The 16006-nt window shown below is 66.0% G+C and carries 12 protein-coding genes; 5 read left to right on the forward strand and 7 right to left on the reverse strand.

What is annotated here, in order from left to right:
* Positions 1–139 precede the first annotated feature (139 nt).
* Positions 140–763: a CGNR zinc finger domain-containing protein gene (locus CAL12_RS25235; protein ID WP_086067110.1), complete on the forward strand. Its 624-nt coding sequence runs from the start codon at positions 140–142 to the stop codon at positions 761–763.
* Positions 764–848: 85 nt separating this feature from the next.
* Here the strand turns inward: CAL12_RS25235 and CAL12_RS25240 are convergent, their stop codons facing one another.
* The 4 genes from CAL12_RS25240 to CAL12_RS25255 form a co-directional block, all read right to left on the reverse strand.
* Complete coding sequence (locus CAL12_RS25240) at positions 849–1589, reverse strand: amino acid ABC transporter ATP-binding protein (protein WP_086067111.1); 741 nt, start codon at positions 1587–1589, stop codon at positions 849–851.
* 24 nt (positions 1590–1613) lie between these two features.
* Positions 1614–2804, reverse strand: a complete 1191-nt coding sequence (locus CAL12_RS25245) for an amino acid ABC transporter permease (RefSeq protein WP_086067112.1) — start codon at positions 2802–2804, stop codon at positions 1614–1616.
* A gap of 1 nt (position 2805) precedes the next feature.
* Positions 2806–3996, reverse strand: coding sequence for an amino acid ABC transporter permease (locus tag CAL12_RS25250; RefSeq protein WP_086068112.1), 1191 nt, complete (start codon positions 3994–3996; stop codon positions 2806–2808).
* Positions 3997–4072: 76 nt separating this feature from the next.
* The gene (locus CAL12_RS25255) at positions 4073–5089 is read right to left on the reverse strand and encodes an amino acid ABC transporter substrate-binding protein (RefSeq protein WP_086067113.1); all 1017 of its coding nucleotides are present in this window, start codon (positions 5087–5089) and stop codon (positions 4073–4075) included.
* 239 nt (positions 5090–5328) lie between these two features.
* On the opposite strand from CAL12_RS25255, the gene CAL12_RS25260 reads away from it, so the two are divergent.
* The 3 genes from CAL12_RS25260 (at position 5329) to cheD (ending at position 7757) form a co-directional block, all read left to right on the forward strand.
* Entirely contained in the window at positions 5329–6003 is a 675-nt protein-coding gene (locus CAL12_RS25260; protein WP_086067114.1) for a cell division ATP-binding protein FtsE, read from the forward strand.
* Complete coding sequence (locus tag CAL12_RS25265; protein ID WP_086067115.1) at positions 6000–6908, forward strand: cell division protein FtsX; 909 nt, start codon at positions 6000–6002, stop codon at positions 6906–6908. The genes CAL12_RS25260 and CAL12_RS25265 overlap by 4 nt, the downstream gene beginning before the upstream one ends.
* A gap of 207 nt (positions 6909–7115) precedes the next feature.
* Entirely contained in the window at positions 7116–7757 is a 642-nt protein-coding gene (gene cheD / locus CAL12_RS25270; protein ID WP_086067116.1) for a chemoreceptor glutamine deamidase CheD, read from the forward strand.
* Between the two features lie 15 nt (positions 7758–7772).
* Here the strand turns inward: cheD and CAL12_RS25275 are convergent, their stop codons facing one another.
* Complete coding sequence (locus CAL12_RS25275) at positions 7773–11498, reverse strand: indolepyruvate ferredoxin oxidoreductase family protein (protein ID WP_086067117.1); 3726 nt, start codon at positions 11496–11498, stop codon at positions 7773–7775.
* A 228-nt stretch (positions 11499–11726) separates the two neighbouring features.
* Here CAL12_RS25275 and mutY point away from each other — a divergent pair, with 228 nt between their 5' ends.
* Positions 11727–12800, forward strand: coding sequence for an A/G-specific adenine glycosylase (mutY, locus tag CAL12_RS25280; RefSeq protein WP_086067118.1), 1074 nt, complete (start codon positions 11727–11729; stop codon positions 12798–12800).
* Here mutY and rodA read toward each other — a convergent pair.
* Entirely contained in the window at positions 12790–13926 is a 1137-nt protein-coding gene (gene rodA, locus CAL12_RS25285) for a rod shape-determining protein RodA (protein ID WP_086067119.1), read from the reverse strand. The genes mutY and rodA overlap by 11 nt on opposite strands.
* Positions 13923–15998, reverse strand: a complete 2076-nt coding sequence (mrdA, locus tag CAL12_RS25290) for a penicillin-binding protein 2 (protein ID WP_086067120.1) — start codon at positions 15996–15998, stop codon at positions 13923–13925. The genes rodA and mrdA overlap by 4 nt, the downstream gene beginning before the upstream one ends.
* Positions 15999–16006: the final 8 nt, after the last annotated feature.

Below are 16006 nucleotides of genomic sequence, written 5' to 3' on the forward strand. Positions count from 1 at the left end.
GCGCCAGCGATTACACGCCGCGCCGAAGTAACCTTTCTGAAAACTGTTGTGAGGTTACCTATCGCGGTGGTAACCTGTCAACTCGTTTTTCACGGGTTACGCCAAATGGCGATATCCGAGCCATGCCGAAGGACAGCAGATGCACGACCACCACCATCCGCCCGCCATGTTCATCGCCGATTCCACGGCGCTGGATTTCCTGAATTCGATCGCGACGCCGGTCGACACGCCGGTCGACTGGCTCCAGGACGGTGCGGGCCTGCTCGCGTGGCTGGAGCAGGCTGGCCTGGTACCCGGGGGTGACCTGGCCGCGCTGGGCGCGCGCGCCATGCCGGGCGAGCTGGACGGCGTCGCCGCCCAGGCCCGTGCACTCAGGGAATGGTTCAGGGATTTCGTCCGCCAGCACATGGGCAAGCCGCTGACCGCGGACGCTTTGCGGGCACTGGAGCCGTTGAACCGGTTACTCGAGCGGGATGAAAGCTACCAGCAGGTCATCGCGGAGGGAGACGCGTTGCAGGTGCGCGCCATGCGCCGCTGGCGCTCTCCCGAATCCCTGCTGCTGCCGATAGGCGTAGCCCTTTCGGCCTTCGTCAGTGGTGAAGACCTGACCTACGTCAAGGCCTGCGAAGGCCCGCGCTGCACGCTGCTGTTCGCCGACCACACCCGCGGCCATCGCCGCAGATGGTGCAGCACCGCCGTCTGCGGGAACCGCGCCAAAGTCGCCGCGCATCGCGAGCGGGCCAGGCAAGCCGCCGCCAGGTAGGCGGTAACGGTAACGGTGTCGGCGGCCTCCGATCGCGGAGTCGGATGATCGGCGTCAGGCAGGCTGTCCCGGCACTGGCCCGACGTCAATGCAATATCTGGCTGAGGAACAGCCGGGTCCGCTCGTTCTGGGGGTGATCGAAGAATTCGTCGGGCGTGTTCTGCTCGATGATTTCGCCGCGGTCCATGAAGATGACGCGGTCGGCGACCTTGCGGGCGAAGCCCATTTCATGGGTCACGCACAGCATGGTGACGCCGCTTTCTTCGGCGAGCTTGACCATCACGTCCAGCACTTCCTTGACCATTTCCGGGTCCAGGGCGGACGTCGGCTCGTCGAACAGCATGATCTTGGGGCTCATGCACAGCGAGCGCGCGATCGCCACGCGCTGCTGCTGGCCGCCCGACAACTGGCCGGGAAACTTGTTGGCCTGTTCAGGGATGCGCACGCGCTCCAGGTACTTCAGCGCGGTGGCCTCGGCTTCGGCGCGCGGCTTCTTCAGCACCCACATGGGTCCCAGCGTCAGGTTTTCCAGCACCGTCAGATGCGGGAAAAGATTGAAGTGCTGGAACACCATGCCGACGTCGCGGCGAATCATCTCGATATGCTTGAGATCGTTGGTCAGCTCCGTGCCGTTGACGACGATCTGGCCCTGCTGGTGCTCTTCCAGCCGGTTGATGCAGCGGATCAGCGTCGACTTGCCCGATCCGGAAGGACCGCAGATGACGATACGTTCGCCGGTCGCCACGTCCAGGTCGATATTGCGCAGCACGTGGAACTGGCCATACCACTTGTTCACGTCCTGCATACGAATGATTGCGTCGGCCATGCGGGCGCTCCCTTGATCGCCGTCCTATCGTCGATAGCCCTTGGCCAGCCGGCGCTCCAGCGCCTGGCTGTACTTGGACATCGAGAAGCAGAAAATAAAGTAGATGAATGCGATGAACAGATAGGCTTCGACGCCGAAGCCGCGCCACGCCGCATCCGAAAGCGCCGCCTTGGCCGCCAGGGTCAGGTCGAAGATGCCGATGATGACCACCAGCGACGTGTCCTTGAACAGCGAAATGAAAATACTGACCAGCGGCGGGATCACGATGCGCAAGGCCTGCGGCAGGATGATCTTGCGCATCTGCTGCCAATAGGTCAGGCCCAGTGACGCCGCGCCTTCGTACTGGCCCTTGGGAATGGCCTGCAGGCCGCCGCGCACGGTTTCCGCGATATAGGCCGCGGCGAACATGATGATGGCGATCTGCGCGCGCAGCAGCTTGTCGATGGTGAATCCTTCGGGCAGGAACAGCGGCAGCATGACCGACGACATGAACAACAGGCTGATCAGCGGCACGCCGCGTATCAACTCGATGTACACCACGCACAGCGCCTTGATCGCCGGCAGACGCGACCGCCGTCCCAACGCCAGCAGCACGCCGAAGGGAAAGGCGAAGGCGATGCCGAAGGTCGCCAGTATCAAGGTCAGCGGCAGGCCGCCCCAGCGTTCGTTTTCGACATAGGTCATGCCGAACACGCCGCCCCACATCAGCACCGCCACCGCGGCCAGCCCCAGCACCCACAACAGGGCCAGCCTGGGCGTCCAGAAGCGGCGGATGCCGCTGCATATGATGACCGCGATCAGGACGATGGTGGCCAGCAGCGGGCGCCATTGTTCATCGTAGGGATAGGTGCCGAACAGGATCAGCCTGTGCTTTTCCCGGATGAAGGCCCAGCAGGCGCCGCCCGACGCGCGGCACTCCTGCGCGGTGGTGGCCGAAAAGTTCGCCTTGACCAGCAGCCACTCCACCAGCGCGGGAATCGCCAGCAGCAGCAGCCAGGCGATCAGTACCGTCAGCAGGATATTCAGCGGCGACGAAAACAGCCTCAGGCGCAGCCATCCCCACAGGCCGGTCTGGCTGCCTGGGGGCGGCAGGCTGTCCACGGCGGCCGACGCCGCGCCGGCCGGGCCGCCCGGCTGCGTGATCGGCAAGCCGTCCGGCGTCGGTGCGACGGGAAGATCCGCGGAACCCGCGCGCGGCGGTTCGGGCGTATTCATGCTAGCGCTCTATCAGCGCGATGCGCTTGTTGTACCAGTTCATCAACACCGAAATCGACAGGCTGACCGTCAGGTAGGCGGCCATGATGATGAGGATGCCTTCGATGGCCTGGCCGGTCTGGTTCAAGGTCGTGTTGACCACCGACACGATGTCGGGAAAACCGATGGCGACGGCCAGCGAGCTGTTCTTGGTCAGGTTCAGGTACTGACTGGTCATCGGCGGAATGATCACGCGCAAGGCCTGCGGCAGCACGACCAGCCTGAGCACCAGGCCGCGTCGCAGCCCCAGGGAACCGGCGGCTTCCCACTGCCCGATGTTGACGGCCTGCACGCCGGAACGGACGACTTCGGCGATGAAGGCGGCGGTGTAGCTCACCAGGCCCGCCAGCAGCGCCGCGAATTCCGGCGTCAGCGTCATGCCGCCGGAAAAGTTGAAGCCGCGCAGCACCGGCACGTCCACCTTCAGCGACGCGCCGCTGACGAGCCAGCCCAGCAGCGGCAGTGCGACGATCAGGAGCAGCGCCCAACGGGCCAGCGGAAAGATGCGGCCGGTCGCTTCGCGGCGCTTGTTGCCCCAATGGGCCAGGGCCAGGATGGCGACGATCGCCAGCCCCAGTCCCCCCAGCATCCAGTCGACCGCGCCGCCCTGCAAGGTCGGCAGTTTCAGGCCGCGATTGGAAATGAAGACGTCCGGCAAGGGTTGATGCGCCTGCCGCGGCCCTGGCATGTTCTCGGTGATCAGGGCGTACCAGAAGAACAGCTGCAGGAGCAGCGGGACATTCCGCATGACCTCGACATAGACCGATGCCAGCCTGGCGATCAGCCAGTTGCGCGACAGGCGCGCGATACCGATCAAGGTGCCGAGCACGGTGGCCAGCACGATGCCGATGACCGCCGCGCGCAGGGTATTCAGCAACCCGATGACGATGGCTCGTCCATAGGTATCCGCCGGCGTATAGCTGATCGGCGTTTCGCCGATGGCGAAACCCGCCTCGCGGCCCAGGAAGCCGAAGCCGGTGGAAATATTGCGCGAGGCCAGGTTGTGCAGCGTGTTCGATACCAGGAACCAGGCCACCCAGGCCACCGCCGCCACGGCGACGACCTGATAGACGATGGCTCTTACGCCTGGATCGTTCCAGGAAAGCTTGCGGACAGGCGCCGCCGCCGGCGGCGCTGTGGAGTCGGGCGTCATGTCACCACCATACACCATGCAATCCAACCGGCCGCGGCGTCGCGCCCGCGGGCGCGCGCGGCCGGATCACGAGCCATCAACGAATCGGCCAGCCGTACATCAAGCCGCCCTGCTTCCATTGCGCGTTCAGGCCGCGCGGCAGTTTCATGGGGCTGCCGCTGCCCAGGTTGCGCTCGAAGCTTTCGCCGTAATTCCCCACCTGCTTGACGATGTTGTAGGCCCACTTGTCGTCCACGCCCAGGTTCTTGCCCATGCCGGGCGTCACGCCCAGGATGCGCTGCACATTGGGATTGGTGCTTTTCAGCATGGCTTCGACGTTCTCCGTCGTGACGCCGTATTCCTCGGCTTCCAGCATGGCATTCAAGGCCCAGCGCACCACGTTGAACCACTGCACGTCGTCCTGGCGCACCATGGGCCCGAGCGGCTCCTTGGAGAAATCTTCCGGCAGGATGATGTACTTGTCCGGATTCTCCAGCGTGGTCCGCGTGGAAGCCAGCTGGGACTTGTCGGTCGTGAAGGCATCGCAGCGTCCCGCCGAGAATGCCCGCACGATCTCGTCGTACTTTTCGATGACGACCGGCTTGAACTCGATCTTGTTGGCGCGGAACCAGTCCGCCAGGTTCAGTTCGGTGGTGGTGCCGGGCTGCACGCAGACGGTGGCGCCGTTCAATTCCTTGGCGCTCTTGACACCCAATTCCTTGGACACCATGACGCCCTGGCTGTCGTAGTAGTTCACGCCCGTGCCGATCAGGCCCAGGGTGGTATCGCGGGTCAGGGTTTCGGTCGTATTGCGCGTCAGGACGTCGACTTCGCCCGACTGCAGCGCCGTGAAGCGCTGCTGCGTGTTCAAGGGGGTCACCTTGAACTTGCTGGCGTCATTGAACATGGTGGCGGCGACGGCACGGCACATGTCGACGTCCAGCCCCTTCCACTCGCCCTTGCTGTCGGCGGCGGAAAAACCGGGCACGCCGGTCGACACGCCGCATTGAACGAAGCCCTTCTTCTTGACGTTGTCGAAAGTCGCACCGGCGAAGGCGCTGCCGCACAAAGTCAGCATCGCGGCGCCGAGGGCAGCCTTTTTCCAGGTTTTCATGGTGGTCTCCATTGCTTAGGGGGACGAGAAGGCAGGCTACGCCAGCCACGACTGACCGCCTATGATGCGGCGCATGGTAGCCCCCGGTAAAAACCAGGGACATGGGGGAAATCCCTGCGACATGCCCTCGGAATACCGGGGACATATCATGCCACGAAACGGCGGTCGGCCGCCCTGCCCCCAATGGCGTAGGGCCGCGCGCTACACGGTACTATTGCGGCTTCATCCCCCTATCCGCCATGATCGAATTCCAGCACGTATTCAAATCGTACGGACGCGGCCGCAATATCCTGGCCGATATCAACTTCCGCATCACGGCGGGCGAATTCGTCTTTGTGTCGGGGCCGTCGGGCGCCGGCAAGTCGACTTTGCTGAAGCTGATCGGGGGTTTGGAACCGCCCAGCCGGGGCTCCATCCAGGTGAACGGGCAGCGGTTGGACAAGCTGCCGCAGCGAGCCCGTCCCTATCTACGCCGGGCCGTCGGGGTGATCCTGCAGGACACCCACCTGCTCTATGACCGCAACGCCTTCGAAAACGTCATGCTGCCCCTGGCGGTGACCGGCCAGCCCCGGGATTCCGCGGCGGCGCGGGCGCGCGCCGCGCTCGACAAGGTCGGCCTGTCCGGCAAGGAAACCCTGAACCCCATCGAGCTGTCCGGCGGCGAACAGCAACGCCTGGCCATCGCCCGCGCCATCGTCAACCGGCCGGCCATCCTGATCGCCGACGAGCCCACCGCCAACCTCGATCACGACAGCGCCCTGCGCATCATGAATGTGTTCCGTGACTTCAATCGCGTCGGCGTGACGACGCTGATCGCTTCCCATGACCAGGAACTGATGTCCCATTACGCCCAGCGGGTGCTGCGCATCGAGCCCGGCCGTTTCGCCGACCTGTCCGCGGAGGCCCAGGCATGAACGCATGGCTGCGGCAACACCGCTACGCGCTGGGCATCACCTTGCGGCGCATGCTGGCACAACCCTTTTCGTCGCTGGCGAACCTGCTGGTGATGGCGCTGGCACTGGCGCTGCCCATCCTGGGCGCCGCCATCCTGGTATCGGTCCAGCCGGTGGCGCGCCAGCTTTCCGTGACGCCGGAACTGACTGTCTTCATGAAGATAGACGCGCCGGCGGGCGCCGCGCAGGCAGTGGCCGACCGCATACGCAAGGATTACGGCGACGACGTGCGCGAAGTCCGCACCATCGGCCGCGACAGCGCGCTGGCCGCGCTGCGGCGCAATCCCACCTGGGCCGAGGCCCTGGCGGTGCTGCCCGGCAATCCGCTGCCCGACGCCGTGGTGGCGACCCTGCGCGACGGTGACGACCTGGCCGGTCGCGCGGCGAAACTGGCCCAGGCCTGGAAGGCCCTGGACCAGGTCGAACAGGTACAGCTGGACAGCGACTGGGTCCAGCGCATGGAAGCCATGCTGCGATTCGCCCGCATCGGCCTGGTTTTCCTGGCGGCCTGCGTCGCCGTGGTGGTGCTGGCCACCGTGTTCAACACCGTCCGGATGCAGGCCCTGACGCAGCGCGAGGAGATCGCCGTGGCGCGGCTGGTCGGCGCGACCGAGTCCTTCGTGCGGCGCCCTTTCCTGTACCTGGGCGCCTTGTCCGGGGCGGTATCGGCCCTGCTGGCCATCCTGATCGCGGCGTGGGCGCTGTCCCCGCTGAATGATGCACTCACCGCCGTGGCGCGCAGCTATGGCGCCGATTTTGCCCTGCACCTGCCGGAGGCCTCCTGGCTGGCGGTGGCGGTCGTGGCCGCCGCGGTGCTCGCGGCCCTGTCGGCGCGCTGGTCAGTCACTCGCAGTACCCGTTTTTAGTCCGCTTAATCGGGCAATCGCGCCGGGCGTTCCATGGGATAGTGGAAACGTGGCTGCCGTGCCGATCGAATCCGCCGGGACAGGGGTTATTTCCCCAATCCGTCGCCTTCGATCATGGCAGAGCAGAAATAAATAGAAATTCCAGATAAATTTAGTAATATCGCTCCGAACCCGTTCCGCACTCCCCCTGGAAGCCCGCGACCCATCATGTCTGCCCGTGACGCCCGCGCGACGCGCCACTATTTTGATAGTGCCTTCAACTATCAGGCAGTCAAAGTGCTGCCCAACGAGTACTACGTTACGGGCGACGACCTGATGATCACGACCGTGCTGGGTTCGTGCGTGGCCGCCTGTATCCGCGACCCGCAGACCGGCGTGGGCGGCATGAACCACTTCATGCTTCCGGAAGGCGACAGCCAGTCGCCGGCGTCGGCGACGATGCGCTATGGCGCGTTCGCCATGGAAGTACTGATCAACGAAGTGCTGAAGGCGGGCGCCGCGCGCGAACGCCTGCAAGCCAAGGTCTTCGGCGGCGGCGCGGTGCTGGAAGCCATGCAGCAGATGAATATCGGCGAGCGCAACGGGCAGTTCGTGCTGAATTACCTGGCGATGGAAAACATCCCGGTGCTGGCGCGCGACCTGGGCGACGTCTACGCCCGCCGCATCAGTTTCTTCCCGCGTGACGGGCGGGTCATGGTGCGCAAGATGACCACCAAGACCCGGGCGACGGAAATCATTGCCAAGCGCGAAGTCGCGGTGGTGGAGACGCTCAAGGAAAAGACCGTTTCCAAGCCGCGCGTCGAGCTGTTCAACATGCCGCCGCGCGCGCGGCGCGCGACGGCGACCTGACAGGCTCCAGCCCCGCTAAGCCGCGCGGGCGCTGTCCCGCACCTCTACGCGCGCCCCGCCTTCCAGCCGTTGCAGCAGGTCGCGGCGCCTGGCTTGGGCGCGTTCGATCGAGGCTTCCTTGATATGGCCATAGCCGCGTATGTCCTCCGGCAGGCTGGCCAGGGCCACGGCGATGTCCAGGCTGGCCCGGCTCAAGCCAGGTAGCAAGGCGGCCACGGTGTCGCGATACTCCCGGATGAGCGCGCGCTCCGTGCGCCGCTCCTGGGTATAGCCGAAGACATCGAGCGGCGTGCCGCGCAGGCGGCGCAGCCTGGCCAGCACGCCGAACGCCTTCATCATCCATGGCCCGTATGCGCGCTTGACCAGGTGTCCTTCGGCATTGCGCCGGGAGAACGCCGGCGGGGCCAGATGGAAGTTGAGTTTCCAGTCGCCCTCGAACTGCTCGGCCACGCGGCGCATGAATTCGCCATCGCTGTACAGGCGCGCGACTTCGTATTCGTCCTTGTACGCCAACAGCTTGAAGTAGTTCTTCGCCACCGCCTGCGCCAGGCGTGTGGACCCGGTGGCCGCCTGTTCCGCGGCCGCCACCTGGTTGACGAAGTCGGCATAGCGGCGCGCATAGGCCGCGCTCTGGTAATCCGTCAGGAAGCGTACGCGCCGCTCCACCAGCGTCGCCAGATCGGCGGCCGGGCCGGACAGGCCGGAAAGGCCTGACAGGCCTGACGATCGCCCCGACGCCGCGCCATCGGCGCCGCGTTGCGGCGCGCCCCGGCGCAACTCGATGATCTCCGCGCCGCCGCCGATGGCGCCGCCCGGATTGCCGGCGAGCTCGGTGGTTTCCAGCGCAGCGGCCGTCCCGGGCGCGGCCGCCTTGCCGGCCGGTGCGATCAACTGCTGGACCGACGCCAGGTCCTGCGCCGCGCGGCGGCCCCAGGCGAACGCGGCCTTGTTGTTCTCCACCTGGGTGCCATTCAATTCGATGGCCCGCAACAAGGCCTCGCGTCCGAGCGGGATCCAGCCCTTCTGGTAGGCGTAGCCCATCATCAGGGGGTTGGCATAGATGGCGTCACCGAGCAGGCCTACCGCCAGTTCGGCGGCATCGATGGCGTCGACCTGCCCCGGCATGCAGGCGGTGTCGATGTCACGCTGCAGGTTGCCGGCCGGCAGGCGCCAGTCCGGATTGGAAATAAAGGCCGCGGTGGGCGCCACATCGCTATTGAGCAACAGGCGGGTGCGTTCCGGACTCATGCGGGCAACGGCGTCGGGGCTGCTGGCCACCACCAGGTCGCCGGCCAGCACCAGGTCCGCTTCGGCCATCGCCACGCGCGTATTCAGGAGATGCCCCGGCGATCGGGCCAGGATCACGTGCGAATGCACCGCTCCGCCCTTCTGCGCCAGGCCCGCCATATCGAGCACCGAGCAGCCCTTGCCTTCGATGTGCGCCGCCATGCCCAGAAGCTGGCCGATGGTGACGACCCCGGTTCCGCCCACGCCTGCGATGAACACGCCATAAGGCCGTTCCAGCGTAGGCACATCCGGTTCGGGCAGAGTGGCATCGATGGCCTCCTGGCTGCCTATGCCCTTGGGCTTGCGCAGCTTGCCGCCTTCGACCGTGACGAAGCTGGGGCAGAAGCCGTTCAGGCAGGAGAAGTCCTTGTTGCAGCTGGACTGGTTGATCGCGCGCTTGCGGCCGAATTCGGTTTCCAGCGGCTCGACCGACAGGCAGTTCGATTTGTCCGAGCAATCGCCGCACCCTTCGCACACACGTTCGTTGATGACGACGCGCCGCGCGGGATCCGGATATGCATTGTGCTTGCGGCGGCGGCGCTTTTCCGTGGCGCAGGTCTGGTCGTAGATCAGGATGGAAACGCCGGGATACTCGCGCAGTTCGCGCTGCACGCGGTCCAGCTCGTCGCGATGGACCACCGGCACGCCCGGCGCCAGGTCCTGCACGCCCTTGTACTTGTGCGGTTCGTCGGTCACCACGACGATCTTCTCGATGCCCTCGGCCGCCAGCTGGCGGGTGATCATCGGCACGCTGATCGGGCCGTCCACCGGCTGGCCGCCGGTCATGGCCACCGCGTCATTGAACAGGATCTTGTAGGTGATGGGCGTTTTCGCCGCGACCGCGGCGCGGATCGCCAGCAGCCCCGAATGGTAGTAGGTGCCGTCACCCAGGTTGGCGAACACGTGCTTTTCGTCGGTGAACGGCGCATGCCCGATCCACGGCACGCCTTCGCCGCCCATGTGGGTGAACAGGTCCGTCTGGCGGCCCATCCAGCGCACCATGTAATGGCAGCCGATGCCGGCCATGCCGCGCGACCCGTCGGGCACCCGCGTGGACGTGTTGTGCGGACAGCCGGAACAGAACCACGGTTTGCGCTCGGCCACGACGCGCGGCCGCGACAGGGCGCGCTCGCGCGCCTCGATGAAGGCTAGGCGCGCTTCGATGCCGGCGCGCACGTCGGCCGGCAGCTCGAACTTCAGCAGGCGCGCGCCGATGGCCTTGGCGACGATGGCCGGCGAAAACTCGTAATGCGCCGGCAGCAGCCAGTTGCCCTGGGGCACCGCCCACTCGCCGCCATCCTTGTCGTCGAACTTGCCGACCACGCGCGGGATCTTCTTGCCGCTGCCTATCCAGCCGAACAGTTCTTCCTTCAACTGGTATTCCAGCACCTGCCGCTTTTCCTCCACCACCAGGATTTCGTCCAGGCCTTCGGCGAAGCGCTGCATGCCGGTGGCCTCCAGCGGCCATACCATGCCGACCTTGAACAGCCGCACGCCGATGCGGCGGCAGGTGTCGTCGTCCAGCCCCAGGTCGGACAAGGCCTGGCGGGTGTCCAGGTAGGCCTTGCCGGAGGTCATGATGCCGAAGCGCGCGGATTCCGGCGGCACCTGCCATAGCTCGCGATTCAGGCCGTTGGCGCGCGCATAGGCCAGGGCGGCATACAGTTTGTAGTCCAGCAGGCGCGCTTCCTGTTCCAGGGGCGTATCGGGCATGCGGATGTTCAAGCCGTCCGCGGGCATCCTGAAATCTTCCGGCAGGAGGATGCGGACGCGCTCGGGATCGACCTCCACCGACGCGGAGACTTCCACGATGTCGGTGATGCATTTCATGCCGACCCATACCCCCGCGTAGCGGCTCATGGCCCAGCCATGCAGGCCGTAATCCAGAACTTCCTGGACGGTGGAGGGGAACAGCACGGGGATCAGGCAGGCCTTGAGCAGATGGTCGCTTTGATGCGGCAGCGTCGACGACTTGGCCGGGTGATCGTCGCCGGCCACGACCAGCACGCCGCCGTGCCGCGACGTGCCCGCCGCATTGGCGTGCTTGAAGACATCGCCGCAGCGATCCACGCCCGGGCCCTTGCCATACCACATGCCGAACACGCCGTCGTAGCGGGCGCCGGGGAACAGATTCACCTGCTGGCTGCCCCACACCGCGGTGGCGGCCAGGTCTTCGTTCAAACCGGGCTGGAAGACGACGTGGTGGGCTTCCAGGTACTTGGCGGCCTTCCACATGTTCAGGTCCACGCCGCCCAAGGGCGAACCGCGGTAGCCGGAGATGAAGCCCCCCGTGTTCAGTCCGACCCGCATATCCCGCGTGCGCTGCATCATCGGCAGGCGCACCAGGGCGTGGATGCCACTCATCCAGGCACGGCCAGTATCCAGGGAGTATTTGTCGTCCAGTTGGACGGATTGGAGCGCGGCGCGCTGCGCCGGCGTCAGGGGGGCGTTCATGCAGTCTCCGTTTGTCTTGGATGGCTCACGCCGGCTGCGCGCTTGCCTCTTGTGAAGGCGTGCCGGCCGGCATAAACAGTGAACCAGGCTTTTTCATCCTTGCCTGTACCGGTCTTTTACTCCTGGCGCCGCGGCGGCGCAATTGGTGTTCCCGCCGAGATCCCGATCAGGTTCCGCCCGCGGGCTCGCATTCGGACGTTTACCCGGGGCGGAATGCAATAATCGCGCATGGACTTTGCAACCCGTATTGCGACCTGGCAACAGCGCCATGGACGCCACGACCTGCCCTGGCAGAACACGCGCGACCCGTATCGCATCTGGCTGTCGGAAATCATGCTGCAGCAGACCCAGGTGAGCACGGTCATCCCCTACTACCAGCGCTTCCTGGAACGCTTCCCCGACCTGCATGCCCTGGCCGGCGCCGAGCAGGAAGACGTCATGCCCTATTGGGCGGGACTGGGCTATTACGCGCGCGCCCGCAACCTGCATCGCTGTGCGCGGGAGATCGTGAGCGACTGGGGCGGGCGCTTCCCGCCCGATGCGGCCGCCATCGCGACGCTACCCGGCATAGGCCGTTCCACCGCGGCCGCCATCGCGGCCTTCGCCTATGGCGAACGCTCGCCCATCATGGACGGCAACGTCAAACGGGTATTCGCGCGCCACTTTGGCATCGAGGGAGATCCCACCCGCCGGGAGACCGAGATCCGCCTGTGGGACCTGGCGGACGCGCAGTTGGCGGGCGGCGCGGGGCATGAGGTCGACATGGGCGCCTATACCCAGGGCCTGATGGACCTGGGCGCGACGCTATGCGTACGCAGCAAGCCCTTGTGCGACCGCTGCCCCGTCAGCGAGACCTGTATCGCGCGCCGCGATGGGCGCCAGGCCGAGCTGCCCACGCCCAGGGTGCGCAAGGCGTCGCCGGAGCGAAGCACGGGCATGCTGGTGCTGCAGCACCGCGACCGCGTCCTGCTGCAACAGCGCCCGTCGCCGGGCATCTGGGGCGGATTGTGGAGCCTGCCGGAATTCGATCCCACGCTGGACGCGGCGTCGGCCTGCCGCGAGCTGGGCGCGACGCCGGACACCGTCTACGAACTGGCGGCGTTCGCGCACACGTTCACGCACTTCCGGCTGCATGTGCGGCCCTGGTACGTCATCGTGGCGCAAGCGCCGGATCTGGACGGCAAGCCGTGGCAGTGGGTCGACGCGGCCGGCCTGGCCGCGGTGGCCCTGCCGGCGCCGGTGCGCAAACTGGTCGACGGACTGTTCGCGGCCGACCTGGCGGCGCTGGCGCCTAGGTCTTGACCGAACGATGGCGGTTGATGCTCATCAACATCCCGCAGGCGATGCCGACGGTCAGCAGGGCGGTGCCGCCATAGCTCATGAAGGGTAGCGGCACCCCCACCACGGGCAGGATGCCGGTCACCATGCCGATGTTCACGAACACGTAGATGAAGAACATCATCGTCAGCGAGCCGCTCAACAATCGCCCGAACTGCGAGGTGGCGCGGGTCGCGATGGTCAGGCCGCGGGCGATCAGCAGCCCATACAGCACCAGGATCAACACCCCGCCGTAGAGCCCGAATTCCTCCGCGTAGACGGCGAAGATGAAGTCCGTCGTACGTTCCGGAATGAAGTCCAGGTGGGTCTGGGTACCCTTCATGTAACCCTTGCCGTACAGGCCGCCGGAGCCCACCGCGATCATGGACTGGATCGTATGGAAGCCCTTGCCCAGGGGATCGGTACTGGGATCCAGCAGGGTGCATACGCGATGCTTCTGGTAGTCGTGCAGGACGACCCAATCCACTTCCGGCTGGCAAAGCTGGTCTTCATAGCTGACCAGCGTGCCGATGCCGATGACGGCCGCCAGCACCACCGGTATCAACAGCTTGAACGACAGGCCGGCGAAATAGATGACACAGAAACCCGCGCCGAACACCAGCAGCGCGGTACCCAGGTCGGGCTGGCGCACGATAAGCAGGAACGGCACGCCCAGCAGCAGGCCGGCGAACAGGAAGTCGCGTATACGGACCTGGCCCTCATGCCGCTGGAAATACCAGGCCAGCATCAGGGGCAGCGCGATCTTCATCATTTCCGAAGGCTGGATGCGCGTCACGCCCAGGTTCAGCCAGCGCGTCGCGCCCTTGCTGGTTTCGCCGAAAAGCTCGACGGCCAGCAGCAGCGCCACGCCGACCACATAAGCCGGGGGAGCCAGCTTCATCAGCCACTTGGGCGGCAGCAGCGCCACCACCCACATGGCGAAGAAAGCGATGACGAAGTTGCGCGACTGGTCGGCGAAGCGCCAGTCGGTGCTGCCCACCGCCGAATGCATCACGGTCAGGCCCAGGGCCGTCAACAGGCAGAGGATGCACAGCAAGGGCCAGTCGAACGCCGTCACGACGCGCAGCAGGATCAGGGCCAGGCGCTTCATCGATCGGTCCCCGTGGTCGGCCTGGCGTCCGTGCGGACGGCGACCACCGGTTGGCGCGGCGGCGCGTCCGCCTGGTTGCGCGAGGCGTCCGGCCGGCGCGGCGGCGTGTCGGGCTGTTTGCCGGCGACGCGGGACCCGGCGGGTGGCGCGGGCGTCACGGGCGCTGCGGCAGTAGTCACACCGTTCTCATTCGCCGCGACGCTGGGCTGTTTCGGGGGCATGTCGGGTTGATCCTGAAGCAGCCACGCATCGAATACCTTGCGTGCGATCGGCGCGGCGGCGCTCGCGCCCCAGCCGGCGTTTTCCACGATCAGGGCGACCGCGATGCGTGGATGATCGACCGGCGCGAAGCCCATGAACAGGGCGTGGTCGCGCAGCCGCTCGTCCACGGCGCTGGCGTGATAGCGCGCGCCACGCAGGCTGTAGACCTGCGCGGTGCCGGTCTTGCCGGCCGCCTGGTAGGCCGCGCCGCGAAACGGCTGCCGCGCCGTGCCCACACGCACCACGTCGGCCATGGCGCCCTTCACCACGTCCAGGTTGGCCTGGTGCAACGGTATCTGGTAGTTCGGCGTGCTGGGCGTGGTGACGAACAGGCCCGTGCGCGGATCTTCCACCGAGTGCACCAGATGCGGCTTGCGATACAGCCCGTTGTTCGCCAGCGTCGACGTGGCTTGCGCCAGCTGCAGGATGGTGAAGGCGTTGTAGCCCTGCCCCACCGCCACCGACACGGACTCGCCGGCGTACCAGCGCTGCTTGTCCTTGTCCTTGTAGGCGCTGCGCTTCCAGGCCGTGGACGGCAGCACGCCGCGCTTTTCGCCGTCCAGGTCGATGCCGGTGATCTGGCCGAATCCGAACTGCTTGGTGAAGTCGTGCAGCGCGTCCACGCCGATTTCCGGCCCCAGCGAAAAGAAATAGGTGTCCGACGACACCACCAGGGCCTTGTGCATGTCGGTGGGACCGAAGACCGCGCCGGCCGCGTTGCGGAATTTCTGTCCGCCGAATTCGAAATAACCGGGATCGGGAATGCGATCGGTGGCCCGGCGCTTGCCCAGCTCCAGCGCGGCCATGGCGACGAAGGGCTTGTAGGTGGACCCGATGGGATAGGTGCCGTAGATGGGCCGGTTGATCAAGGGATGATCCGGCGATTCGTTCAGCATGCGCCAGTTGTCGACGTCGATGCCGTCGACGAAGAGATTGGGATCGTAGGAAGGCTGCGACACGAAGGCCAGCACTTCCCCGGTGTCCGGATCGATCGCCACCAATGCGCCGCGCTGGTCGCCGAAGGCTTCCTCGGCCACCTTCTCCAGCCGCATGTCGATGGACAGCTTGATGTCCGAACCCGGCACGGGATCGATGCGGCGCAAGGTGCGCACGGGGCGCCCGCCGGCGGTGACTTCCACTTCCTCCAGCCCGGTGCGGCCGTGGAGCTGCGTTTCCCAGCTCTTCTCTATGCCTTTCTTGCCGATGACGTCGGTGCCGCGGTAGTTGCCCAGTTGGCCGCTGGCCTCCAGTTCCTCGATATCGCCATCGGAAATCCGGCCGATATAGCCGACGACGTGCGCCGCCGCCTTGCCCTCGGGATATTCGCGCACCCAGCGAGCGCGCAGTTCCACGCCGGGAAACTGGAATGCGTGCGCGGCGAACCAGGCGGCTTCGGTGTCGTTCAGGTTGTCGCGCAGCGTCAACGTGGCGTACCGGCTGTTTTCCGCGATGCGCCGCTTGAGCCGGCGCTGGTCGGTCGGGCTCAGGTACACCACCGGCGTCAGGGCCTTGAACAGCGCATCGATATTGCCCACCTGCGCGGGCACGATCTCCAGCGTATAGGTGCGGTAGTTGCGCGCCAGCACGACACCGTTACGATCCAGGATCTCGCCGCGGCGCGGCGGAATGGGCACCACCGCGATGCGGTTGCGGTCGGCGCGCTCGGACAGACCTTCGTAGCGGTCCACCTGCAGCATCCAGAAACGGCCGACCAGCAGGCCGAAACACAGGATGGCGGCCGCGCCGCCCACCCATGCTCGCAACCTGAAGCGCTGCTTCTGCTGAGCGCCGGTTTTTTTGAATTCAAACATGTCGAGAA

Origin of the sequence: Bordetella genomosp. 8 (assembly GCF_002119685.1) — a bacterium.
Classification (GTDB): domain Bacteria; phylum Pseudomonadota; class Gammaproteobacteria; order Burkholderiales; family Burkholderiaceae_B; genus Bordetella_C.